General features: G+C 51.3%; 18 protein-coding genes. 11 read left to right on the top strand and 7 right to left on the bottom strand.

The window, feature by feature from the left end:
- The first annotated feature begins 198 nt into the window (after nucleotides 1-198).
- Complete coding sequence (locus NST07_RS32195) at nucleotides 199-2,208, top strand: EAL domain-containing protein (RefSeq protein WP_341096951.1); 2,010 nt, start codon at nucleotides 199-201, stop codon at nucleotides 2,206-2,208.
- Between the two features lie 164 nt (nucleotides 2,209-2,372).
- Here the strand turns inward: NST07_RS32195 and NST07_RS32190 are convergent, their stop codons facing one another.
- Complete coding sequence (locus tag NST07_RS32190; protein WP_341096949.1) at nucleotides 2,373-4,067, bottom strand: methyl-accepting chemotaxis protein; 1,695 nt, start codon at nucleotides 4,065-4,067, stop codon at nucleotides 2,373-2,375.
- A 247-nt stretch (nucleotides 4,068-4,314) separates the two neighbouring features.
- On the opposite strand from NST07_RS32190, the gene NST07_RS32185 reads away from it, so the two are divergent.
- Nucleotides 4,315-4,746 carry a MarR family transcriptional regulator gene (locus NST07_RS32185; RefSeq protein WP_341096947.1) on the top strand — a complete coding sequence of 144 codons (432 nt, stop codon included), beginning with the start codon at nucleotides 4,315-4,317 and terminating at the stop codon, nucleotides 4,744-4,746.
- Nucleotides 4,747-4,830: 84 nt separating this feature from the next.
- On the opposite strand, the gene NST07_RS32180 is transcribed toward NST07_RS32185, so the two are convergent.
- Complete coding sequence (locus NST07_RS32180; RefSeq protein ID WP_341096943.1) at nucleotides 4,831-6,768, bottom strand: LTA synthase family protein; 1,938 nt, start codon at nucleotides 6,766-6,768, stop codon at nucleotides 4,831-4,833.
- A gap of 219 nt (nucleotides 6,769-6,987) precedes the next feature.
- Between NST07_RS32180 and NST07_RS32175 the strand changes: the two genes are divergently transcribed.
- Both NST07_RS32175 and NST07_RS32170 read left to right on the top strand, forming a co-directional pair.
- A complete protein-coding gene (locus NST07_RS32175) occupies nucleotides 6,988-9,306 on the top strand; it encodes a helicase C-terminal domain-containing protein (RefSeq protein WP_341096941.1) in 2,319 nt (772 codons plus the stop codon).
- Between the two features lie 68 nt (nucleotides 9,307-9,374).
- Complete coding sequence (locus NST07_RS32170) at nucleotides 9,375-10,343, top strand: Gfo/Idh/MocA family oxidoreductase (RefSeq protein WP_342480765.1); 969 nt, start codon at nucleotides 9,375-9,377, stop codon at nucleotides 10,341-10,343.
- Nucleotides 10,344-10,428: 85 nt separating this feature from the next.
- Here NST07_RS32170 and NST07_RS32165 read toward each other — a convergent pair whose 3' ends face one another.
- On the bottom strand, nucleotides 10,429-11,109 hold the full coding sequence (locus NST07_RS32165; protein ID WP_038601037.1) for a CidB/LrgB family autolysis modulator: 681 nt from the start codon (nucleotides 11,107-11,109) through the stop codon (nucleotides 10,429-10,431).
- 2 nt (nucleotides 11,110-11,111) lie between these two features.
- Entirely contained in the window at nucleotides 11,112-11,480 is a 369-nt protein-coding gene (locus tag NST07_RS32160) for a CidA/LrgA family holin-like protein (protein WP_038597597.1), read from the bottom strand.
- Between the two features lie 113 nt (nucleotides 11,481-11,593).
- Here NST07_RS32160 and NST07_RS32155 point away from each other — a divergent pair, with 113 nt between their 5' ends.
- From NST07_RS32155 to NST07_RS32125, 7 genes are all read left to right on the top strand, one after another.
- Nucleotides 11,594-12,517, top strand: coding sequence for a LysR family transcriptional regulator (locus NST07_RS32155; protein ID WP_038597594.1), 924 nt, complete (start codon nucleotides 11,594-11,596; stop codon nucleotides 12,515-12,517).
- A gap of 110 nt (nucleotides 12,518-12,627) precedes the next feature.
- Nucleotides 12,628-12,912, top strand: coding sequence for an aspartyl-phosphate phosphatase Spo0E family protein (locus tag NST07_RS32150; RefSeq protein WP_076109704.1), 285 nt, complete (start codon nucleotides 12,628-12,630; stop codon nucleotides 12,910-12,912).
- A gap of 214 nt (nucleotides 12,913-13,126) precedes the next feature.
- Nucleotides 13,127-14,557, top strand: a complete 1,431-nt coding sequence (locus NST07_RS32145; RefSeq protein ID WP_341096937.1) for a DNA-binding protein — start codon at nucleotides 13,127-13,129, stop codon at nucleotides 14,555-14,557.
- A gap of 183 nt (nucleotides 14,558-14,740) precedes the next feature.
- On the top strand, nucleotides 14,741-15,247 hold the full coding sequence (locus tag NST07_RS32140; RefSeq protein WP_342480764.1) for a MarR family transcriptional regulator: 507 nt from the start codon (nucleotides 14,741-14,743) through the stop codon (nucleotides 15,245-15,247).
- Nucleotides 15,240-17,000: an ABC transporter ATP-binding protein gene (locus NST07_RS32135; protein WP_341096934.1), complete on the top strand. Its 1,761-nt coding sequence runs from the start codon at nucleotides 15,240-15,242 to the stop codon at nucleotides 16,998-17,000. The genes NST07_RS32140 and NST07_RS32135 overlap by 8 nt, the downstream gene beginning before the upstream one ends.
- Complete coding sequence (locus NST07_RS32130) at nucleotides 16,997-18,895, top strand: ABC transporter ATP-binding protein (protein ID WP_341096932.1); 1,899 nt, start codon at nucleotides 16,997-16,999, stop codon at nucleotides 18,893-18,895. The genes NST07_RS32135 and NST07_RS32130 overlap by 4 nt, the downstream gene beginning before the upstream one ends.
- 241 nt (nucleotides 18,896-19,136) lie before the next feature.
- Nucleotides 19,137-21,356, top strand: coding sequence for an MMPL family transporter (locus NST07_RS32125; RefSeq protein ID WP_341096929.1), 2,220 nt, complete (start codon nucleotides 19,137-19,139; stop codon nucleotides 21,354-21,356).
- A gap of 161 nt (nucleotides 21,357-21,517) precedes the next feature.
- Here the strand turns inward: NST07_RS32125 and NST07_RS32120 are convergent, their stop codons facing one another.
- From NST07_RS32120 to NST07_RS32110, 3 genes are all read right to left on the bottom strand, one after another.
- A complete protein-coding gene (locus NST07_RS32120; RefSeq protein ID WP_341380047.1) occupies nucleotides 21,518-21,829 on the bottom strand; it encodes an antibiotic biosynthesis monooxygenase in 312 nt (103 codons plus the stop codon).
- Nucleotides 21,830-21,859: 30 nt separating this feature from the next.
- Nucleotides 21,860-22,579, bottom strand: coding sequence for a 3-ketoacyl-ACP reductase (locus tag NST07_RS32115; RefSeq protein ID WP_341096925.1), 720 nt, complete (start codon nucleotides 22,577-22,579; stop codon nucleotides 21,860-21,862).
- Nucleotides 22,580-22,690: 111 nt separating this feature from the next.
- The gene (locus tag NST07_RS32110) at nucleotides 22,691-24,247 is read right to left on the bottom strand and encodes an FAD-dependent oxidoreductase (protein WP_341380046.1); all 1,557 of its coding nucleotides are present in this window, start codon (nucleotides 24,245-24,247) and stop codon (nucleotides 22,691-22,693) included.
- Nucleotides 24,248-24,339: the final 92 nt, after the last annotated feature.

Genomic DNA, 24,339 nt, shown 5'->3' with positions numbered 1-24,339 from the left:
TCCTCAAAAAAGGGGTTCAAGTTCCAGTATTTACTTAGACAGATTTCCAAATAAAAGGTAGAATACAGCTGAAGTTAGTTCTCAGGGATCACCTATAATCTTTACACACTCTTCCGTTTATCTGATACTCGTATATTGATTTTATACTTGAGAATACATGCAGCGATAATGATAATATAACCGGTGAAGAGGTCAACTATGGATCAAATGGGAATCCACTATAACATTTGGATTGTTTTGCTATCTTTCGCGCTGGCGGCAACCGCGGCCTATTCAGCGCTTAATCTGATTTCACAGGTTTCCCATTCTACGGGCAAGATCCGGCGTTTGTGGCTGCTGTCGGGGGCATGTGTGCTGGGCAGCGGAATCTGGGCGATGCATTTTGTCGGCATTATGGCCAGCCGCCTGCCGTTTGAAGTCGGTTATCATCCGGGCAGAGCGGTGTTGTCCCTGCTGATCAGCATCCTTTCCAGTTTTCTGGCCCTGGGGATTGCGGTAGCATCCCGCCAGCGGCTGCTCAGGCTGCTGGCCTCCGGCTTCATTCTGGGCGGTGGAATTTCTGCCATGCATTACATCGGGATGTCCTCTATGGAGATGGACGGCAGACTTCACTATGAGCCAATGGCTCAGGGCATATCTATGATGATTGCTCTTCTGGCCTCTTACATCGCTGTATTTCTGTTTCGCAAGTTTAAGGATTACACAGGCTTCAGTGCCAGGAAGCTCTGCTCCTCGCTGTTCATCGGGTTTGCGGTAACCGGAATGCATTATATCAGCCTGAGTACAAGCCGCTTCGAGCTCAACAGTTGGCTTGGGACTAAGCCCTTTCTGATGGAGACGGATTTCATTCTGTTGACAGGGGTATCGCTGGTAACTCTGTTTATGCTCGCTATTTCTGGAGGCGCCGTGTTTCTGGACCGGCATGTTCTGGAAAAGATGGCCTATCATGACCCTTTGACCGAGCTGCCGAACCGGCATGGGCTGGAGCGTTACTTTCTCGAGGAGTTCTTTGGGGTGAACACGGGTGCGGTGTTTTTTGTCGATCTGGACCGGTTCAAGTCGATTAACGACACGCTGGGACATGACATCGGCGATGAACTGCTGCAGGAGGTTGCAGACAGGTTGATGTATTGTGTAGGCTGCCAAGGCAAGGTCTTTCGGATGGGCGGCGATGAATTTCTGATTGCGCTGCCGGATTGTACATTAGAGAATGCTCAGGACATGGCAGAGCATGTATTGCGGGAGGTTAAGAAATCCTACAGCATTAAGGGCAATGAGCTGTATGTAACAGCGAGTGTCGGAATCAGCCTGGCTCCCGTGCATGGCACGGACCGCTCTGCGCTGATGAAAGCCGCGGATACCGCGCTGTACACCTCCAAGGACTCCGGCAAAAATAAATTCAGTGTGTTCGATCAGGAGATGAACCGCCACCAGCTGCGGCGGATGTCACTGGAGAAGGATCTGCGCAAGGCGCTGGCCCGCTCTGAATTTATGGTAGTTTATCAGCCGAAGTGGGATTCATTTATGAACGTCACTGTTGGACTGGAGGCGCTGCTGCGCTGGAGGCATCCGGAGCATGGGATCGTCTCTCCGGCAGAGTTTATACCGATTGCCGAAGAGACGGGCCTTATCGTGCCGATTACGTACTGGATGCTGCATGATGTATGCGGCCAGAATATGCTGTGGCACAGGGCTGAGGTAGCGAATGTTCCTGTATCCATCAATATGTCGGCCCGGATGTTTGAAGGCGGAGGCCTGTATGATGTGGTGGAGGAGGCGCTTACACGCTCTGGTCTGGAGCCGCATTTTCTCGAACTGGAGATCACGGAATCCATTGCAATGAACAATATGGAGGAGACGGTAGCACAGCTCTCCAAGCTGCGGAATCTCGGGGTGCGTGTATCGCTCGATGATTTCGGTACAGGGTTCTCTTCACTCGGTAATCTGGATGAGATTCCGGTCAATACGCTTAAGATTGATCAGGTCTTTATCCGCAAAAGTAAAATGCATTCGAAAAAAGCGATTATCAGCAATATTATTGCGATTGCCAGCAACCTCAATATGGAGGTTGTGGCCGAAGGTGTAGAAACCACCGAACAGATAGAACTGCTGCAATCCCTCGGCTGTCGGGTAATGCAGGGTTTCTATTACGGCCGTCCGATGCCGGTTCATGAACTGGGTCAATGGTTTATAGAAAATACAGCCTAGACGCTACATACGTTTATATAACTCAATGTACTATACAAGAGGCTGGTCATCACTGAGAAACAGGATGGCCAGCCTCTTGTTCAAAGATAAGAATTTAGCACTTGTTAAGTCTGTAGCATTAAAAAAGCAGCGAAGTCTTGTTGAGACTTGCTGCTTTATTAGAATTAGATTTTAAAGCTCTCCACCAGCACCTGCAGCTTCTCAGCAAGTGAAGAAAGGAACGCAGCGGAGGATTCAACCTCTTGCATAGCTGCAAGCTGCTCCTGGGAGGAAGCAGATAGGGTCTCGGCGCCTTCGGCAGTCTGGTTCGATACTGCGACAATATTCTGAATCGTTGTCACGAGTCCGTCGGAGATCAGTGCCAGTTCACGGACGGTCGCCGAAATCTGCTGGCTTTGTGAAGACATATCGGAGACAGAAACTTCTATCTCGGAGAAGGATTGCCCGGCAGACAGGATCATTTCTCTGCCCTGCTGCATTTCATCCGTGGAACGTTTCATGGTTTCTCCGGCCTTGTCCATCTGATTTACAATGAGATTGACCAAATCGCCAATTTGACCTGCTGATTTAGCTGAGCGTTCAGCAAGCTTACGAACAGAGCCTGCAACAACAGCAAAGCCTCGGCCTTCTTCACCGGCACGGGCCGCTTCTATCGCCGCATTCAACGACAACAGGTTGGTTTCTTCGGCAATGCTGGCAATCGTACCGACAATGTTCTCAATTTCCTTGGAATGACTGCCCAGTGTCTCGATAATAGCGGATAAATCGGTAATGCTGCCGCTGACCACCTGCATTTGCGAGGTGGTGGAATCCATCGCTTCCCGTCCTGTCCGGGCTCTCAGTGCATTGCTGGCCGCATTGTTCATGGCGCTGTCCGCATTGTCGGCAATGTCGGTAATAAACCGGGACATATCCTGTACAGCTTTATAGCTTCCTTCCAAATTGTCCAGCTGCGTATGGGCCCCATCCGCCAGCTCAAGGGTGACATTGACACTATGCTCTCCGGCCCGGTTCGTTTCCTGAGCGCTTGCTGAGAGTTCCTGGGAAGAAGAGGCCACCAGCATGGAGGTATCATTGACCTGGGTGATGAGGTAGCGCAGGCTCGACGTCATTTCGTTAAAGTCGCGGGCCAAGGTGCCGATTTCATCCTTGCTCTTGAACAGGAGCGGTTCACGGGTCAAATCGCCCTTAGCCACGTTGTTAACTGAACTGGATAGTTTGGTGAGCGGTCTAACCATGCGCCGGATGGCCAAATACGCGGCAATAATAGCTACTACCAGTATGGATGCGCCGATAATGAAAGGCTGAACGATGATGTCCCTCGTACGCGTCTGAATCAGCGGGCCGTCAAAATTGATGGCCATAAGTGCGATAATGGGCTTCGTGGGGTCATGATCCTGATAAATGGGGCCGTACCCGGTTTTGAGGGAGGTGCCTTGATATGTATAAACTTTGGAGTATGCGGAATGCTTCATGGTAGTAATCATTTCTTTATCTTTATCCGAAAAATAGAAAGTGTCGCCGGCCTTATAGCCTCTTTCTTTGAAGCTTTTGTCTGCGGCAAGCACAGTACCGTCCAAGGATAGGATGAAGGCTTCCTTGAAAATCGGTTTATGGTTAATAATCCAGCTGATCCGGTCTTCTACAGCGGCCACCTTACTGCTGTCACCTGACACCAGTGCCGATATGTCAGCGGGATCTACCAGGCCGGTAGTAATATTCGCACAGCCTACCAGTTCGATACCTGCAGCTTCATCCACTTGTCTGTAAGCGGCGCGGTATCCGAAGAACCCGATGGATGATCCGACAAGAAGTAACACAATGAGCATCATCCAAGTTAATTTTGTTGCCAATTTCATGTTTTGTACCACCAGCCCTGACTAAATATATTCAGTGAATCACTGTTCACTGCTAAGATTATAGCGTATCGCGGCTCCTAGAGCAGTATCTAGAATGTAGTATTTTTGTGTCGGAAAATGCAAACTTTGCCTAAAAAAATCACTTTTGCAATGACTCTGATCATGTCCAAAAAGACAAAAGCATTGAATCATCACCTGCCGAAGTGTTACGCTTAAGGCAGGACTAACGGACTGGGAGCTGAAAGGGATGCCGCAACAAATCGATCCGTTGATTGAAGCCGTAGGATTGTCTATGTGGAGGGTGCAGCGTAAAATCACTTCACAGATGTCATTGCATAAAGAAATCGGTCTGACTGTGCCGCAATTCGGACTTTTGCGCATGATCGCACAGGAGAAAAAAGCAAGGGTGATCCAACTGGCCGATAAGCTTGAGGTGAAGTCCAGTGCGGTTACAGTCATGCTGGACCGGTTAGAAGCGCTGGGACTTATCGCACGCGAGCCGGATGAGAATGACCGCAGAGCAGTTATTGTGACTCTTACAGCCAAGGGCCAGGAGCTGCTGGAGGAAGCGCAGTACCGTTCGCTGCTGCTGCTTGCCGAACATTTATCAATCCTGAAGCCGGAGGAATTGCAGAACTTCGCGGACTATTACCGGATACTTGAGAAGCAGGAACGATAACGGGATTGGCCTGAGGGATACAGAAAGAGCCGCGCTCCAAATGGGAGCGCGGCTCTTTCTGTACTGCTGCTTAATCCGCCTATGTTATTCTACGGCGGTCTTTTTATCCGGCAATTGGGTCACATAGCTGTCTGACAGCTGGCGCAACCGCAAAGCATTGGTATATTCATCTTCGGTACCGTCAGGAGTTTTCCCTCCGGCAGCCAGTTTATATTGCGTATTGTCTTCAAAGCTGTTCCCGGGAATCAACAGCCCGGAGCTGGCAATGAAGGAGCCGGTTGGCAAATAATAACGCTGCGGCAGCAGATTGTATGTCTGGCTGAGCAAGTCCTGGCCGAAGTGGATATTGTTAGCCATGGAGACACCCAGCAGGCTGGCAGCCGTTGGCATAATATCAATTTCTCCGCCAACTTGTTCCAGAGTTTGTGGCTTGAGGCTGTCTCCGGCATGAATAATTAGCGGAATATTGAGCATATCGGAATATTCATATTCATGTCCGTATATTTCAGTCATCAGTTCTTTGTCATCATGGTCCAGTGAATAAATCGGCAGTCCCATATGGTCTCCGTAGACCATGATCAGACTGTTATTCCAGACACCACTTGCTTTGAGCTCTTCAACAAATTGTCCGAAGGCATAGTCGGCATAATTCTGCGAACGGATATAGTCTCCGACAAAGGTGCCCTCATAACGCTCAGGCAATTTCATTTGATATTTCTCTGCCGGAATGGTGAACGGATGGTGCGCTGACATGGAAATGACCTGAGCATAAAACGGCTTGCTGCTGTCATCCATTTCTTTCAGCTTCTCGGCAGACCGGCGGTAGAGCACTTCATCGGAAGAACCGAAGAAGAAGGTATCTTCATCTCCGAAGAACTTATGGTCGTAATATTGCTCCCAGCCCAGTGAACTGTAGAGCTCGCCGCGGTTCCAGAATTCCACATCATTCGTATGGAAGGTGGCTGTCTGATACCCGTTGGCCTGCAGCAATTTCGGCAGACTTGGCAGATCCTTGTCGACATATGCCATCGTAGCCGCACCTTGCGGCGGAATATAGTAAGAAGAGTTAACAACGAACTCCGCATCCGAGGTATTTCCCTGCCCCACCATCTGGTAGAAGTTAGGGAAATAAAGACTTTCATCCATCAGACGGTTGAGGTTCGGCGTAATTTCTAGGCCGTCCACTTTTAGTCCCATCAGAAAGCTCTGGAAGGACTCGAGCTGAATGATGATCAGGTTCTTGCCTTTGGCAGCACCCTGAAGCGGGGAGACAGCTGCGGGATCAATTCCCTTCAGCTTGTTGATAGCATCCTGCGTAATCTCACTGGCGTTCACAAGCTCTGTTTTATCTTGAGCAAAAATGGTATAAGCCTCATAATTGAGGATACCCATCTCCTGCGCTTTCTTGATCTCATTCATACTGGCCTTATTGGGCAGTATATTGAACAAGCAGAGTGCGAAGGAAACGGCGAACAGCACGCTGAAGGAAAGCTTGCCGTTGCGGCGGTGGTCACAGCGGTTAATATTATCCTTTTTATACGTCCGGCCCTTCTTATTAAAGAAGAAATAGATGCCCAGGATGATAATGTCGGCAAATATCAGCAGATAGTAAGGGTCCATCAGTGAAAATACGCTGTTGCGGACAGCAGTGACTTGGTTCACCTGCTCTGCTGCATGGTAAGTGACAATAACTCCGTAATATTTAAAGTACATAATAGCGGCGAAAAAGATCGCGGTAACGAGCAGATTGACGGTCATATAATAACCAAGCTTCCGTTTGGAGGCAAAACGCTCAATAAGGCAAAAAAGCGCCCAAACAAAAGGAATTTCGGTTAATATTGTTTTCCAGGGCAATAAATCTCCAAAGATTACACCCCAAGCCAGACAGCTTTTGAGAATGAAGATGATCGAGAAGAATACAAATGGTTTAACCAACCATCGTTTAATAGTAAGGGATGACACAGCTTCGCCTTCTTTCTGCAAGATGAAACGCCGTTTCCCGGCTAGGAGGACGCAGCGCATAGACAAAAGAATTCCATATTAATAGAACTTATTATGCAGTGCTGGTGGAGGAATGTCAAAAATCAGAATCGTCGTATAACCACCATGAACCGCGTAAAGCGATATGCGCAGGAATGAAGCCGGGATTATAGCACTCAGATCAGTTTATATCATGGAAAAAGGACGAAAACGGCCACCGATGCTAAAAAGGGGCTCGGGAAATAGTGGGGGTGGGCATACATGGAATATGCGGAAATAGTTCTTTCAGTGAGATCCCTCGTGGAATATGTCTTTAGCAGCGGCAGTCTGGAGCCGGGATTCCGCAGTGGAGCAGCGATGGTGGAGGGTACGCGTATTCATCAGCACATTCAGAAGCAGTATAAGGAAGGAGACCGTAAAGAAGTCTACCTGAAGACAGAAATTGCCCATGAAGGCCTTATATTTAGGATCGACGGACGCTGCGACGGCCTGCTCACCGGGGAGGACGGAAGTGTGACGGTCGAAGAGATCAAATCAACGGCCGGTCCGCTCGAACCTGCTTTCGAAGGCCGGGAGGTGCACTGGGCGCAGGCATACATGTACGCCTATATGATATGTCTAGCACAGGAGCTTACTTCTATTGAGGTCAAGCTCACCTATGTCCGGCGGGGCGGTGAAGAGCAGCGGAGCCTCTACAGGCAGTTGTCCAAAGAAGAGCTGATTGCCTTTGCCGTTGATACGGTAGCGAAATATGCCCCTTATGCTGAGCTGATGGTCAGGCATGAGGCGCAGAAGGAAGCCAGCATCCGCGGGCTGTCGTTTCCCTTTGCCGAATACCGGCAGGGACAGCGGCATTTTGCGGCTGCGGTCTATAAATCAGTCACGGAGGGCGTTAATCTGTTCGCCCAAGCCCCGACCGGTATCGGCAAAACGATGTCCACCCTCTTTCCTGCGCTCAAAGCATTGGGAGAAGGCAAGGCAGCCGGGCTGTTCTATTTGACCGCTAAGACGGTTAACCGGTTCGCCGCGCAGGAGGCAATAGCCATGCTGCTGAAAGGCGGGCTTCATGTGCATGCTATTACGCTTACGGCAAAGGAGAAAGCCTGTTTTCGTGATGAGGGGCTGTGCACTAAGGACTTCTGTCCCTTTGCCGACGGATATTATGACCGGATCAATAACGCGCTGCTGGACATGCTGGAGCATGAGACGCTGATGACACAGGACGTGATTGCCAGGTATGCCAAGAGACATCAGGTTTGCCCGTTTGAATTTTCGCTGGATGCCGCCTATGCCTGTGATGCCGTTATATGTGATTACAATTATATTTATGATCCCCGTATCAGCTTAAAGCGGCTGCCGGAGGAACGGAAGAAGAAGACGGTGCTGCTGGTGGATGAGGCCCATAATCTGGTGGACCGGGGGAGGGAGATGTACTCGGCCAGTCTGGCGAAGGCTCCGTTCCTCTCGCTGCAGCGCCAGTACAAGACCGTTAACCGCTCACTCGGCGTTGCCGCCAAAGCGGTAAATGCTTTTTTCATTGCCCTGCGCAAACGCTGCAATGAAGAAGGGGCAGGTGAATGGACGATGTATCCGGAGGAGCTGCCTGCCCTGCTGGAGAGTTTTGCCGCAGAAGCGGAGCTTGAGCTGCTCAGCCCTTCGCCTATTTCGCTGGTTGCACAGGAGGGGGAAGAAGACGGTGAAGGCGGGCTTTTGGATACGTATTATGCGGTGCAGGGGATGCTGCGCACGTTCAAGACCTATGATGAACGGTATGTCACCTATGCGGAAGTCCAGCGCGGGGATGTGGTGCTGAAGCTGTTCAATCTGGACCCCTCCTTTTTGCTGCAGCAAATGGGAAAGAGCTACCGCAGCCAGATCTTCTTCTCGGCTACGCTGTCGCCGCTTTCCTTCTACAGGGACATGATCGGCGCGGGCGAGGAAGACTACAGCCTGAGTGTGCCCTCTCCCTTTCATAAGGAGCAGTGGCAGGTGTCTGTGCTGCCAGTCTCCACCCGTTATCGCGACCGGGCCGATTCTCTGCTTCCACTGAGTGATGCGCTGAAAGGATTGGTCTCCCGGAAAGGCAACTATCTGGTGTTTTTTCCTTCGTATGTCTATTTGCAGAATGTTTATGAGATATTCGCGGACAAATATCCGGAGGTTCCCACGCTGGTGCAGAGCAGCGGTATGAGTGAACCCGAGCGGGAGCAATTCCTCTCCTCCTTTCGCCCGGATAACCCTGAAACACTGCTGGGCTTCGCCGTGCTGGGGGGGATATTCTCGGAAGGTGTGGATTTGCCCGGTGACCGCCTGAACGGTGTGATGGTTGTAGGGGTAGGCTTGCCGCAGGTAGGGCTGGAGCGTAATCTGCTGCGTGAATATTTCCAGTCCCGGGGAAAGAACGGTTTTGATTACGCCTATGTCTATCCCGGCATGTGCAAGGTGCTGCAGGCTGGGGGCAGGCTGATCCGCAGCGAGAATGACAGCGGAAGCATTGTGCTCGCAGATGACCGGTTCCTGCAATATCCATACCAGCAGCTGCTCCCCGGGGAATGGAGAAACTACCTTGTACTGGCTTGAACGCTTATAATCTAATTGTACTTCTATGAAAAGATGCTGTTCACTAGAGCGCTACAGGAGGGAATTAAATGACACTTAATATCGGAATCGTAGGAACAGGCTGGTTCTCCAAGGTGCATGCCGATTTGCTCACAGGCATGGAGGATGTGTCGCTGAAAGCCATCTGCGGCAGCAGCAAGCAGAAGGGTGAAGATATGGCCCGTCCGTATGGAGCAGAGGGTTATGGTGAAATGACAGAGATGCTGGAAGCCCATAAGCTGGATGCCGTGTACATTTGTGTACCTCCACAATCGCATGGAGCGATAGAGCGGGCGCTGATTAAGAGAGAGATTCCTTTCTTTATCGAGAAACCGCTGGGGTCAAGCACGGAAATTCCGGCAAGTCTGCTGCAGGATATTAAAGAACATAATTTGCTGACCTCGGTTGGCTATCATTTCCGTTATCAGGAGAACATAACGCGGCTGAAACAATCTTTGAGTGGAGATAAGGTAGGAATGATTGTCGGACAATGGATGGGAGGGATGCCCGGCGTAGCCTGGTGGCGCAACCAGGAACAATCCGGCGGACAATTCACGGAGCAGACGACCCATATCGTCGATCTGCTGCGTTATCTGGCCGGCGAGGTGACAGAAGTATATGGTATGTTCGGGAACCGGATCATGCATGAGCAGCACGAGAATGTAACGGTAGCTGATGTGGGCACAGTGTCGCTGAAGCTGGCAAGCGGCGTGGTTGCGAACATTTCCAATACCTGTGTGCTGCCCGGCGAGGTTGGCCGTGTCGGACTCAGCTTCTACAATGACAACGGGCTGCTGGACTGGAATCCGGAACGTCTGCTGGAGGTGCGCAGCGGCGACAGCAAGGAATTCGTTAATGCAGGCAATCCTTACGCAGTGGAGACCGAGGCTTTCCTGCATGCGGTGCGGACCGGAGACCGCTCACGGATTCTCAGCGATTATGAGGACGGCTACAAAACGCTGAAAGTAACCTGCGCGGCTTATGAGTCGGCTCAGTGCGGCCTGCCGGTGAAACTTTAGGAATAGCCGCTTTTGGCTTTAAGTAAAAAGAAACCTGCCGGATCGGTTAAATGATCGGCAGGTCTTTGGCCCAAGCCGGGTCGGCCTAGTGGAGGAATACCGCGAGAAGTGCCGGTGCAAGTCCGATCGAGAACAGCGCCGTCAGAATCATCGAGATACTGGAGATGGTACCGGTCAGGGAGCTCAGCTCAAAGGCCTTGGATGTCCCTGTGCCGTGTGCGGCGGTTCCCAGCGATACACCGCGCGCTATTTCGTTGTCAATGCGGAAGAGGCGGAGTACGGTTGGCCCCATCAATGTTCCCAGCACGCCGGTGAGAATTACGAAAACAGCCGTAATGCTCGGGACACCGCCAATGCTTTGCGAGATGCTCATGGCAATCGGTGTCGTCACCGAACGGGGTACCAGGCTGGTCGCCAGTTCCCCGCTTAAATGCAGCCACTTTGCCAGCAGCATCGAGGAGAGCACTGCAATTACTGTACCCGAGAACACGCCCGCCGCAATTTCGGCGGCGTGTTTTTTGAGTACTTTGAAGTTTTTATGGAGTGGGATCGCAAAGGCGATGGTCGCCGGCTGCAGCAGATCTGTAAGCCATTTGCCTCCCGCATTGTAAGATTCATAAGGGATGCCCATCAATAGCAGAAAGAGGATCATCGCCAAGGGTGTTATGATGAGCGGAGAAGCATACATCTTGGTGCTGGAGGCATAAATTCGTTTGGAGATGAGATACACAGCAATGGTGAGACCTAGCAGCAGCAGTCCTGTAATCATCAGCTTTTACGCTCCTTCACTTTATAGATGGCTCCCGTAAGCAGGCCCGAACCGGCCATTACCGCAAATGTGCCGACAAGCACAACCGCCAGCACTTGAAGGCCGTCTGCTTCAAGCAGACTCGAATATTTCATCACTCCGATAGCGGAAGGGATAAAGAACAGCAGCAGCTCGGCAAGCAGCCAAGAGGCACCGACTTCCACCCAGTTCAGGCGGATGACGCCAGATTCCAACAGCAGGAACAAGAGGATCATCCCGATAATGCTTCCGGGAATAGGTATATGAAGTAGTGGAGTCAATGTATTGATAAGCATTGAGAATATTGTAAGTCCGGCTACCTGCAGCAAGCCTAGGGATAACTTTTTCATAAGGCTTCGCTCCTTTCATGATAATGAAAGTTTACATCAATTGTTTTCATAGGTAAAATGAATAGATCGAATAAATGACATTCCTTTTGTCTATGCATGGGAGGCGATAAGCGATGGATATCCGCCAATTACAGTACTTTGTCCAGGCGGCCAGGTTGAACAGCTTTTCCAGAGCGGCGGAGTCGCTCTATATCTCACAGCCCACGATCAGCAAAATGATCCGCAACCTCGAGAATGAGCTGGGTGCGGACCTCTTTTACCGTGAAGGCAAAAGCATAAGGCTGACAGATGCAGGGGAGATTCTGCTCTCCAAGGCGCAAAATATAGTGGAGTCGTTCGCCAGCCTCTCCTCCGAGCTGGACAGCCTGCGCAACCTAAAGCGCGGGCATATCCGCATCGGCCTGCCGCCCATGGTGGGCGCCAGCTTCTTTCCGGCCGTCATCGGAGAATTTCACCGGCGGTATCCCGAGGTTACCATCCGGCTGCATGAGGACGGAGCCAAGAAAGTGGAGGATGATGTGGAAACGGGGCTGCTTGATATCGGGGCGATTGTGCTACCCGTGGATACGGCAAAGTTTCATTGCTTTACTTTTGTAGAGGAGAAACTGGAGCTTCTAGTGCCGATAGGACACCGGCTGACCGGTACTGACAGTGTTCCTCTGAAAGAACTGGCGGAGGAGGAGTTTGTGCTGTTTCGCGAGGATTTTGCCCTGCATGACCGGATCATAACAGAATGCGTAAAAGCCGGATTTCAGCCCAGAGTTGTATATGAGAGTTCACAGTGGGACCTGATTAGCCGGATGGTGGCTGCCGGGATGGGCATCGCACTGCTGCCGGAGACCATCTGCCGTGACATGGACCGGTCCAGAATTTCTGTGATTCCTTTAACAGAGCCTGTTATTCCCTGGCAGCTGGGGATGATCTGGCGCAGAGACCGGTATTTGTCCTTTGCCGCCCGGGAATGGATAACTTTTGCCATGGGAGTCCTTGGCCAGCGTTACAGTCCTCCGGGAATGTCTATTCAGAGGAATGAATGAAAATTTACCAATGTAATATGTTCGACATATTTTTCTTTTTTTTCAAAATATGTTTTTTGGCATCATGAATTATGATAAGGTAGAAGTTGATAGAGAGCAGGTGACTGATCGTGAACTTATACCAGGCTTCCCACGAGGATCATAGAAGAGATTACAGAGAAGACGAGTTATTTTTAACTATAGAGAGCCTTAGAAGTCAATTGCTGGAGGTGGCGCAGGAGCGCAGTCTGAGCGACCATACGGTCGTTGAGCTCAGCCAGCGTCTGGACGGCTACATTGTAATGGCTCAGAAGCAAATGATGGAAGGCCTGCGCAGCCGCAATAATGCAGCTTCCGCTTTCGGCAAAGTTACCAAGAGCCAAAGGGTAAGAAGCAAGGCGGCATTGCAGCAGTAGTTCCGCCCGGCTTCTAACAACCGGATAGGTGCTGACAGAAGAGCCTGCTGCTTTTCTTCTTAAATTGTTGGAACAGTAATTTCATAAATAATCAGCTGCCCGCTGATAGGAAAGGTCCCGCGTTGCGGGGCCATTTTGTTGTGCTTTCCACAGGCTTCACCTATAATGTCAATTAATAGCAGCACTAGTTCAACATGACCGGGGGAGGTGCCGAGTGGAGGCGAAACTGACAACATTACGCTCTGAAATTGAGGACAATCTGTCCCGCTCGGGTCATAATCTAGCCTCGTTCGCGAAAGTTTCCGGCCTGAACCGCGGCAGTCTCAGTGCCATTCTTCATGGCAATCCGCCTAAGCCGATTTCTTTGAGGCAGCTGGATGCGTTCAACCGAGCCTTTGGATTTCCGGAAGGATGTTTATATTCGCTTTATGTGGATGAATGCTTTAGTGAAGAGAAGGTCTCGCGCCGCAGGGTGGAGCCTTTTTTAATTCGCTGCGCCGAAACTGGCAAGCAGCATTGTATTGATGAAGTGTTAAGCAGAATGATGGAATACCCCAAACCGCTCGATATTGTCTATTCAGTAGCGGAGAAACTGTTCACCGCCGGCAAGATGCAGGAGGCGACGGTTTTTTATAAAATTGTAGTGGACAATGAACAGGATAGTTACTCCGAACGGCTGGCGATCAGTCAGTACCGTATTTTCAAATCGCTGATGTCCGTTGTGAATTGGGAGGAGAAGCTGCGGGCAGTGATCACCTTTGAACCGTTCCGCGGACGCCTTCCCGAGAATCTGCAGCTAGATGGTCTGCTGAAGCTGGCCCAGGTCACCTTTACCCTGCATAAGTACAAAGAAATGGAGAAGTACACTGATGAACTGAGGGCGCTGGCCAGTGCGATGTACCGGGAACAGCTGCAAAAGAAGGCAGGCAGGCGAGGTGAAGAATTGAAACTGGAGCGCCCGCTTGTTTTTTATTATGCCCATGGCTATCTGCTCAAGGCGACCTCTCTTACGAAACAGGGGAGATATGAAGAAGCCAAGAAATATACTGCCGGCTATGCCGATTTAAGCTGGTTTCAATTTCTTGATGATGAGGGCCGGTCTGAGGTTGAAGCCTTTCGTTTATTTGCCATAGCGAACAGCTTTACCCTGGAAATGCTGGTGGGCAATTACGCAGTACTGCCGGCATATACAGCTTTTCTGGTGGAACATCCCGGGGAGATTCTGCCTGGTCTGGTCATTATCATAGAGGCGGCCAACCGGTTCGGATTCGCTGTAGACGATGTGCTGGAACAGTTTTCAGTGGAGATGGCTCATTGTGTGCTGTATCAGGACCCGATGAATATAGACCGTGTATACAGGCTCAGCTATCAGCTGGCCATCTACCATATAGACCGGGAACGGTATATGTCTGGAGTCGACTGCATTCTGCAATGTCTCACGCTCGCTGTTGAGCTGAACAGTGCGAAGGACTTGATTGATTGTGTGACTTTATTCGAGACAAGCAGGGATTACGCTACCGATGACCAGCAGAAGAAGTATAGAGAACTCATACAAGAGTTAAGGAAAAATGATGAAAACGCAGTAAACGTTGATCAGCAATCCGGTATTGCCCAGTTACCTCATCTTACATATCCTATACTATGAATATTCCTCCTCCGCCTTCGGGCGGGGGAGTTTTGGTTTCGCAGCAGTTGCAGCGCTGATGTTCTTCATTCCGTAATAATTGATAACGCCTTCAATGTTTGACAAACAATTACGGTGAAAATATAATTAGGTAGCCTAATTAATATAGTGTTTAATTATTAGCAAACCTAACTAACGACAGAGGTGAACAGCATTGGGATAAACCATGAAGAAAATCCAGTCGCGCACAGGCTGTTTGCCGCATTGCGGCAGCTGCGAAAAGTTCATTGGCAGCAAACTGTGGAAGGCCACAAGCCAAGTGAGATGACTTTATTGATATGTCTTGCCAAGCGGTCCCATCCCCTGGATGAAGGACTTAAGGTTTCGGAGCTGAGCCGGTTCCTGGGGCTGATGCCGCCAACCGTTACCCAGCTGGTCAACAGTCTTGAAGCCAAAGACATGGTTCTCAGGGTGGCTGATCCCTCCGACCGGAGAGTTGTCCGTATTAAGCTGACGGAGCAGGGGAAAGTAATCACACGCAAAGCCAAACATCATATGGATGCAGCGCTGAACAAACTGGCGGAACATTTGGGCGAAGAAGAGTGCAACCATCTGGCAGATCTTCTGCTGAAGGTCCACGCATTCGTAGAAGATAATCCGCCGCCTAATCTAGACCTGCTACAAATGAACGGAGATGAGAAACTTGATTAAACTATTAAAAAACCTGAGCCCTTTTAAGCTGGCTGTCGCCGCTGTGTTAATCCTTATCTTTCTGCAGTCTCTGGGCGACTTGTACCTCCCTACGCTGATGTCCGATATCGTGGATAAAGGGATCGTGCAGGGCGACCGCAATTATATATGGAAAATCGGCGGATTTATGCTGCTGGTGGCGGGCGGAGGAGCCATATGCTCTATCGTTGCCAGTTATTTATCGGCAAAGGTTGCTGCCGGATTCGGTAAAAATGTCCGCTCGCGGATGTTCAATCATGTGGAGAACTTTACGCTGCATGAATTCGACAAGCTGGGCACTGCCTCGCTGATTACGCGTACTACTAATGATATTACACAAGTACAAACCGTACTTACTATGATGCTGCGCATGATGGTCGGCGCTCCGATGATGATGATCGGCGGGATTATCATGGCGGTATCAGAAGATGCCAAGCTTTCCCTTATTTTTGTAGTCGTGATTCCTGTGCTTGTAGGAGCAATATTCTTCATCGGAATGAAGGGCCTGCCGCTGTTCAAGGCGATTCAGGTCAAGCTGGACAAATTAAACCGCGTACTGCGTGAGCATTTGACCGGTATCCGTGTCATTCGGTCCTTTAACCGGATTGATCATGAGAACAGAAGGTTTACTGAAGCGAACAAGGATCTTACGGAAACGGCGATCAAAGTCAACAAGGTGATGGCCGGCCTGATGCCGATTATGATGCTCGTGATGAACTTTTCGATGATTGCTATTCTGTATTACGGCGGAATCCGGATTGGCGATGGTGATCTGCAGGTAGGTTCATTGATGGCATTTATTCAATATGCAATGCAGATAATGTTCTCCTTAATCATGGTGTCGATGATGTTCGTGCTTATTCCCCGGGCCTCTGCCTCCGCACTGCGTATCAATGAAGTGCTGGATATGCAGCCTGAGATTACAGATCCTACGGCATCCGAGCTTCAGAACACGGCTGCAGTAACGAAGAAGGATGGCCGGGATGCTATGCATGGGTTTGTTGAATTTGACAATGTTTCCTTCTCCTATCCCGGTGCGGAGCAGCCTGCACTGTCCGGAATCAGCTTCAGCGCGCGGCCCGGTGAGATTACAGCGATCATTGGCGGTACAGGCTCGGGTAAATCGACCCTGCTGAGCCTGATCCCGAGATTCTATGACGCCATTGAAGGCGCCGTGCGTGTGGATGGCGTAGATGTGCGCGAGATGACGCAGGAAGAGCTGCGGAGCAAGATCGGATATATTCCGCAGAAGGCGGTGTTATTCTCCGGCACGATCAACGAGAATATCCGCTACGGTAAAGAAGATGCTACGGATGAGGAGATCATTCATGCGGCCAAGGTAGCACAGGCCTATGATTTCGTCTCTGCGATGAAAGAAGGCTTCAACTCCGAAATTGCCCAGGGCGGGAACAACGTGTCCGGCGGACAGAAGCAGCGGCTGTCGATTGCCCGTGCACTGGTTAGAAGACCGGAAGTGTACCTGTTCGATGACAGCTTCTCGGCGCTTGATTTCAAGACCGATGCCAAGCTGCGCGCTGCGCTCAAAGACGAAACAACGAAATCAACGGTTCTGATCGTCGCCCAGCGGGTCAGCACGGTTATGGATGCTGACCGGATTATTGTGCTGGATGACGGCGTGATTGCCGGCATCGGTAACCATCGTGAGCTGATGGAGAACAGCGAAGTGTACCGCGAGATCGTATCCTCGCAGTTGTCAGAGGAGGAAATAGCATGAGTGAAGCGAATAAAGGAACCCAAATGCCCAAACCACCGCGGGGACATGGCGGTGGACCCGGCGGACCGCCCGGAATGAGCATGCCGGTGGAGAAGGCCAAGGATTTTAAAGGTACGCTCAAACGGCTGATCCGCTACCTGCGTCCGCGGCAGATGCAGTTGCTGATTGTATTTATTATGGCTATTGCCAGCACCGTATTCAGTATTTTCAGCCCGAAGGTGATGGGGAAGGCGACAACCAAGCTGTTCGAGGGCGCATACGGCATACTGAAGGGTGTTCCGGGAGCCGCGATTGATTTTGATTATGTGAACAAAATTCTGCTTATCCTGGCGGGTCTGTACCTGTTCAGCTCCTTGTTCAGCTATGTGCAGCAATATGTAATGGCCGGCGTGGCCCAGAAAGTTGTTTTCGATATGCGCGAGCAGATCAATAACAAGCTGGAGCGTCTGCCGCTGAAATATTTCGACTCCCGGACGCATGGGGAAATTCTTAGCCGTGCGACCAATGATGTAGACAATATCAGTACGACCCTGCAGCAGAGCTTAACTCAATTGATTACGTCCATTGTAACTATCATTGGTGTCATTATCATGATGCTCACCATCAGCCCATGGCTGACCTTAATTACAGTTATCACCCTGCCGCTAAGCTTTGTCGTGATTATTGCGATCTCTAAGCGTTCACAAAGATATTTCATTGGCCAGCAGAAATCACTGGGTCAGCTGAACGGCCATGTAGAGGAGATGTACACGGGTCACCGCATTATCAAGGCCTTTGGCCGCGAGAAGCAATCGCTTAAAGAGTTCAACAGTATTAATGACGATCTGTACAATTCCGGCTGGCGCTCCCAATTTATCTCCGGGATCATTATGCCGCTGATGATGTTCATCGGTAACCTGGGGTATGTGCTGGTCTGTGTGGTCGGCGGGATCTTCGTGACCAAGAAAACGATTGAGGTCGGTGATATTCAGGCGTTTATCCAGTATTCCCGCCAGTTCACCATGCCAATTACACAAACGGCCAATATCGCCAACATCATTCAATCCACCATAGCTTCCGCTGAGCGCGTGTTCGAGCTGCTGGATGAAGAAGAGGAAATTCCGGAAGTTACTGCTGCTCAGGCTAAGCGTGCTGTAGTTGCCGAAGAAGGCTCAGTCGAATTCCGTCATGTGAAATTCGGCTACAAAGAGGATGCTATTCTTATTGAAGATATGAACATTGAAGTCAGCCCGGGTCAGACCATAGCGATTGTAGGACCAACCGGTGCCGGCAAAACCACGCTGATCAACCTTCTGATGCGCTTCTATGAGATCAGCGGCGGCGAGATTGTAATTGACGGAGTCAACATCACCGACATGAAGCGCAGCGAGCTGCGGAGTAAATTCGGTATGGTGCTTCAGGATACCTGGCTCTTTAACGGGACGATCCGCGACAACATTGCTTACGGCCGCGAAGGTGCAACAGAGGCGGATGTGGTACGTGCAGCCAAGGCGGCGCATGCCGATCACTTTATCCGCACGCTTCCGCTTGGCTACGACACAGTCCTGAACGAAGAGGCCTCGAATATCTCGCAGGGGCAGAAGCAGCTGCTGACTATTGCCCGGGCAATTCTGGCCGATCCTTCGATCCTGATTCTTGATGAAGCGACCAGCAGTGTCGATACACGGACCGAAGTGCAGATTCAGAAGGCGATGAATACGCTGATGAACGGCAGAACAAGCTTTGTAATTGCGCACCGCCTGTCAACGATTCGTGACGCAGATCTGATCCTGGTGATGAACCAAGGCAGCGTTATTGAAAAAGGCACCCATGTGGAGCTGCTGGAGCAAGGCGGATTCTATGCCGACCTGTACAACAGCCAATTTTCCGGTGACGATCTGCCGGATGTGGGCTAAACCGCAAGCAGAAGCAGCAAATATCATCTGAATATATCCATCAAATATCACCCCTCTATCTACAGCATACCTACTATTGCTGTGAGCAGAGGGGTGTTTTGCATGAAGGGGATAGCTTATGGCAAAGAATAAAATATAAAAAAGATTTGATTAAAAATTATAGGGTATATATGATAAGGTTAATAAAATGACCCGCGGCTCATTTTTTAGGGAAGCCGGGGTTGAAGAGAGGGTGAAAGGAATGTCAGGTTACGGAAAATGGGTGGCTGGCCGTAAAACAAAGTGGATAACTCTTGCGGTCTGGATCGTAATTGTGGGTGCTCTTACACTTCTTTGGCCTTCCGTAAACTCACAGGTAGTGAATAATGCGCAGAATCTGCCTGATGATTCGCAGTCGGTCCGGGCGGCGGCGGTTGCGGAACAGGAGTTTCCAGCAGGGAGTGGCGTGCCGGCACTGCTTGTATGGCATAGGGAGGGCGGGCTGTCCGATGAGGATTTGATACATATCATTGCTGTATACGGCAAGCTTGAGCAGCAGCCGTTGCCGCATCAGAACTATGTTCCGCCGCTGGGAAAGCTGCCGCCGCAGGCGCTGCAAGCTTCTCTGTCCGAGGACCGCAGCACACTGGTCACACCGGTGCTCTTCGACAAGTCCGCGGACAGTGATCAGCTCGGTGAGGCCGTAACGCAAATGAAGGAATTGATCTCTGCGGAAACCGGCGGTGATCCTGCTGCGGCCAAGGTGGACGGCAGTGAGTTGAGCCTGCGGGTTACCGGTCCTGTGGGTATCTCCATTGATGCGACAGGGCTGTTCAAGGATGCGGACGTTTCCTTGCTCATCGCGACCGTAATTCTTGTGCTGGTATTCCTGCTGCTGATTTACCGTTCGCCGATTCTGGCTTTGATTCCGCTCGTGGCGGTAGGATTTGCTTATGGGGTTACCAGTCCGGTGATTGGGAAGATGGCCCAGGAGGGCTGGATTACAGTGGATTCACAGGCCATCTCCATCATGACCGTGCTGCTGTTCGGCGCAGGCACGGACTACTGCCTGTTCCTGATCTCCCGGTTCCGTCAGATGCTGAAGGTGGAGGAGAGTAAAGGCCGTGCCCTGCTGAGCGCAATTACCCATTCCTCCGGGGCTATTGCAATGAGCGGATTTACAGTAGTGCTGGCGCTGTTCGCGTTGCTGCTGGCGAAATATGGAGCGTACCACCGTTTTGCGGTTCCTTTCAGCGTCTCCATTCTTATTATGGGCATCGCCAGTCTGACTCTGGTGCCGGCGCTGCTGGCCATCTTCGGGCGGACTTCATTCTTCCCGTTTGTTCCACGCACTCCGCTGATGGAGGCGGATCGGGCCAGAGCCAAAGGCAAGCCGGCTCCGCAGCCAAAACCTGCCCGCAACAAAGGAATCGGCAACTTTGTCGTTTCCCGTCCTTGGGCAATTGTAGGAGTAACCGTGGTGCTTCTGGGTGTGCTGGCTTCCTTCTCCGGGGGCATCAAGTTCACTTATGATATCCTATCGTCCTTTCCGGAGGATATGGAGTCGCGCGAAGGTTTTGACCTGATAGGCAATCAGTTCTCCCCCGGGGAGCTGGCTCCCGCCAAGCTGATGATAGATACCGAGGGCAAAGCGGATGGTGAGGATCTTAAGGTAATCCTGGGCGGCCTTTCATACGTGGATGTTGTATCGGACCCCCAGGAAGGTGCGGTCAATAAGAATATTCTCGGTTATGATATCGAATTTAAGAATAACCCGTATTCCCTGGAGGCGATGAGCCACATACCGGCGCTTCAGGATACTGCGGAGCAGGCGCTGATTGATGTAGGAGTGGCTGAGCCCGGCGATAAGGTATGGGTCAGCGGACAGACGGCAATCCAGCATGATACGAAAGAGCTGGGTGAGCGGGATACCGATTTGATTATACCGGTAGTCATTGGGCTTATTACTTTGCTGCTGCTGATCTACTTGCGTTCTGTAGTGGCAACTTTCTATTTGGTGGCTACAGTCATTCTGTCCTTTTTCTCAGCCCTTGGTTTAGGGTGGATTATTATTCATTACGTGCTGGGCGCAGATGCCATTCAGGGCTCGATTCCGCTGTATTCCTTCGTCTTCCTGGTGGCGCTGGGCGAGGACTACAACATCTTTATGATTTCGAACATTTGGAAAAAGCGCAAGCGGATGCCGCTGAAGCAGGCCGTAGCAGAGGGTGTGAACGAGACTGGATCGGTGATTACGTCGGCCGGACTCATTCTGGCCGGAACCTTTGCCGTACTCGCGAGCCTGCCGATACAGGTGCTGGTGCAGTTCGGGATCATTACCGCGATAGGCGTGCTGCTGGATACCTTCATCGTCCGGCCGTTTCTGGTGCCGGCAATCACAGTGCTGCTGGGCCGCTGGTCGTTCTGGCCCGGCAAACATCAGGAGCTGGAGCAGGCATTGCCGGCAGTTGATGAGCATTAAGCCAGAGCTTGCTACAGGCAGATAATAAACAGGGACGCCCTCTAAGCCATGATAGCTTAGTAGGGCGTCCCTTTATTTTGCAGTCATTTGCGCCGCCAGACGGGATTGACACGCCCTAGCGCAGCCGTATGAGCAGTATGGGGCCTGCGCCCTCTACCGGATCATTCCCCCGGTGTACGGCTGATCAGCAGCTCATACTTGTCGAGCGACGCACCCAGGATGGCTTCATTTCCGCCTGACCCCCGGTGCGATTCGCGGAAGGAAGGACTGGCAGTCCACCCTTTAAAGGCCTCTTCGTTCTCCCACACGGTACAGATTTTCAGCTCTTCCACGCCCTCTTTAGCGACGCTGTGCCATACCTCCATACGTACAAAGCCGGGCATATCCTGCACGCCGCCCGCTCCGCCAAAACGCTGGGCAAGGGTTTCTCCATGCCCTTCCTTAACCTTAATGGTGTTTGTTACTACCAGCATGCTGATTCCTCCCTCGAAAGACTCTGCAATTTATTGTGGATTGGTAGTCCAGATTCCCGCAGTCTTCAAGAAGACGCGGTCCGGCAGCTTCAGGGCCGCCAGGGTCAGCTCAGCCACATCCTCCGGCTGCATCATCCGGTCTTCATCGCCGATCTTCAGGCCGGCATTCTCGGCAAGTCCGGTATTGACGGTGCTTGGTGTCAGGGCCACTACGCGGATATTATGCTTGCGCACTTCTTGGGCCAGCGCTTCCGTCATGCCCATCAGGGCGAATTTGGAGGCGCAGTAGGCCGAGCCGGTGGCGAAGCCGCGCTCACCGGCTGTAGAGGAAATATTGATGATATTTCCGCCGCTGCGTTCAATCATTGCCGGCAGTGCTGCCCGGGTTACATAATAGGTGCCGAACAGATTGATCTGCATGTGGCGCTCCCAATCTGCCGGGTCCATTTCCAGGAAGGTGCCGAATTTGGCAATTCCGGCGTTGTTGATCAGCGCGTCGAAGGTGCCGAGATCATTCTGAAGCGCAACAACGGCCCGCTCCGCTTCTTCGCGGACAGCGATATCGGCTACAGCAATGCTGACCTTTACATCATAGACCTCTGTCAAAGCCGATTTCAGTGCCTCCAGATCACCTGAAGTTCTGGAGATCAGGCCCAGATTAGCGCCTTCTTTCGCCACTGCCATTGCTAAGGCTTTGCCGATCCCTTTGCCGGCACCTGTAATCACAATGCTTTTTCCTCTCAAATCCATAACCTGCCGTCACGCTCCTTCTGAATTTATTAATAATAAAAACATTCAGTTCCTATTATACCTGAGCGTGGGCGGACAATCACGCCGGAGCCACTTGGAGATGTCACAGCTTTAATTCGTCTCCGCTTCCAGCCTCGTCAGCGGCACCGTAGCGGGACCCTCCAGTACAGCTCCCTCATAGGAGTAACGTGAGCCATGGCACGGACAGTCCCAGGTGCGTTCCCCATCATTCCATTCACACTCGCAGCCCATATGGGTGCAGGTTCTGTCGACCAGATGCAGCTTGCCCCCAGTGTCACGGTAGGCCCCAACACGTTTGCCGTCATGAAAAACAACCGCGCCTTCATCAGGCTCCAGATCACGGGTTTTTTTGTGGACAATCTCCACCTTGCCGGCAATCAGCTCCTTGGCGACATTGGTATTCTGCACGATGAAATTTTTGATGGATGGGTTGGCTTTAAAGCGCGAGGGATCATAGAGATCACTGTAGGGAGTATGCTTGCGCAAAATCTGATCCGTGATCATACGCGCTGCCAATGTTCCGCTGGTCATGCCCCATTTGCGATAGCCGGTGGCAATATAGATTTCCTCTTCCCCGGAAACCTTGCCGATATAAGGCACTCTGTCCAGGGTAATGAGGTCCTGGGCAGACCAGCGGTACGGGATGCTCTTGATGCCCAGCAATTCACCAGCGAACAGCTCCAGATTCTCATAATGGCCAAAGGTGCAGATGCCCTGGCCTGTCTTATGATTGTCCCCGCCGACAATGACCAGCCTCTGGCCGCCCCATTCGACAGCGCGCAGAGAGCGTGTAGGATCTCCGGCGCTCAAATACATGCCGCCCTCATAATCGGTCTCCGGCTGAATCGCCAGACAGTAGGAACGTTCTGCATGCAGGCGCGAGAAGTAGAGGGCTCCGCCGTCATAGAAAGGAAAGTGGGAGGCCGAGATGGCATGGCGGCACTTAATTTTCAGCTTCTCTCCCTCAGTGTAAAGCGTGAGGCCGCCGTCCTTGTCTACCTTTTCTCCAATCATCGTATGCTCGTAAACAGTTCCGCCCTTGTCCAGAATCACCTGAAGCAAGCCTTGCAGGTATTGAAGCGGGTGGAAGCGGGCCTGTCCCGGCAGCTTGATGGCACCTCCTGCCATCAGCGGCAAGGAGACATTGTCCAGCCATTGCCCGGGGAGTCCCAGTTTTTCGTAAGCATTAAACTCCGCCTCCAGTTGTTTGAGCGTCTTATCGTCGCTGTTATCGGCATAGAGGAAGGCGTCTTCACGTGTTATTCCGCAGGACAGGTTCAGTTCCTCTGCAGTGGAGATAATCCATTCCATCGCCTCAGTGTTTGAACTGTAATAGAGCCTGGCCTGTTCTTCCCCGAAATGCTTCAGCAAATCATCGTAGATCATCCCGTGCTGGGCGGAAATTTTGGCGCTTGTGAATCCAGTGGTGCCGGCAAAAATTTCTCCCGCCTCCAGTAAAGTGACTTTATACCCTGCGTTTGCCAGCAAATAACCTGCAGTAATGCCGGTAATACCGGCCCCGACAATTGCGACATCTGTAACTAGATCCTCCGTTAGCTTCGGAAACGAAGGCAGGTCGATGCTGTCTCTCCATAACGATTGCGGAAATTGCGGAAGACCCTGAGATACATCGTGCGTTGAACTCATCTTAACATCCCTCCATCGGTACCATATTCATCTCATTTATTACCACAGTCCCGCCAAAAGAAACTCCTCAAAGGTCCAGGTGCATGAAATCG

The organism is Paenibacillus sp. FSL L8-0340 (genome assembly GCF_038593145.1).
In the GTDB taxonomy this organism is placed as follows: Bacteria; Bacillota; Bacilli; order Paenibacillales; family Paenibacillaceae; genus Paenibacillus_AQ.
Note: the sequence above shows the minus strand (reverse complement) of the source record. Positions and strands in the feature narration are given on the sequence as shown.

Excerpts from the sequence above, each read along its gene's own strand:
- NST07_RS32195 (WP_341096951.1), top strand. The coding sequence starts at position 199 with ATGGATCAAATGGGAATCCACTATAACATTTGGATTGTTTTGCTATCT.
- NST07_RS32190 (WP_341096949.1), bottom strand. The coding sequence starts at position 4,067 with ATGAAATTGGCAACAAAATTAACTTGGATGATGCTCATTGTGTTACTT.
- NST07_RS32185 (WP_341096947.1), top strand. The coding sequence starts at position 4,315 with ATGCCGCAACAAATCGATCCGTTGATTGAAGCCGTAGGATTGTCTATG.
- NST07_RS32180 (WP_341096943.1), bottom strand. The coding sequence starts at position 6,768 with ATGCGCTGCGTCCTCCTAGCCGGGAAACGGCGTTTCATCTTGCAGAAA.
- NST07_RS32175 (WP_341096941.1), top strand. The coding sequence starts at position 6,988 with ATGGAATATGCGGAAATAGTTCTTTCAGTGAGATCCCTCGTGGAATAT.
- NST07_RS32170 (WP_342480765.1), top strand. The coding sequence starts at position 9,375 with ATGACACTTAATATCGGAATCGTAGGAACAGGCTGGTTCTCCAAGGTG.
- NST07_RS32160 (WP_038597597.1), bottom strand. The coding sequence starts at position 11,480 with ATGAAAAAGTTATCCCTAGGCTTGCTGCAGGTAGCCGGACTTACAATA.
- NST07_RS32155 (WP_038597594.1), top strand. The coding sequence starts at position 11,594 with ATGGATATCCGCCAATTACAGTACTTTGTCCAGGCGGCCAGGTTGAAC.
- NST07_RS32130 (WP_341096932.1), top strand. The coding sequence starts at position 16,997 with ATGAGTGAAGCGAATAAAGGAACCCAAATGCCCAAACCACCGCGGGGA.
- NST07_RS32125 (WP_341096929.1), top strand. The coding sequence starts at position 19,137 with ATGTCAGGTTACGGAAAATGGGTGGCTGGCCGTAAAACAAAGTGGATA.
- NST07_RS32120 (WP_341380047.1), bottom strand. The coding sequence starts at position 21,829 with ATGCTGGTAGTAACAAACACCATTAAGGTTAAGGAAGGGCATGGAGAA.
- NST07_RS32115 (WP_341096925.1), bottom strand. The coding sequence starts at position 22,579 with ATGGATTTGAGAGGAAAAAGCATTGTGATTACAGGTGCCGGCAAAGGG.
- NST07_RS32110 (WP_341380046.1), bottom strand. The coding sequence starts at position 24,247 with ATGAGTTCAACGCACGATGTATCTCAGGGTCTTCCGCAATTTCCGCAA.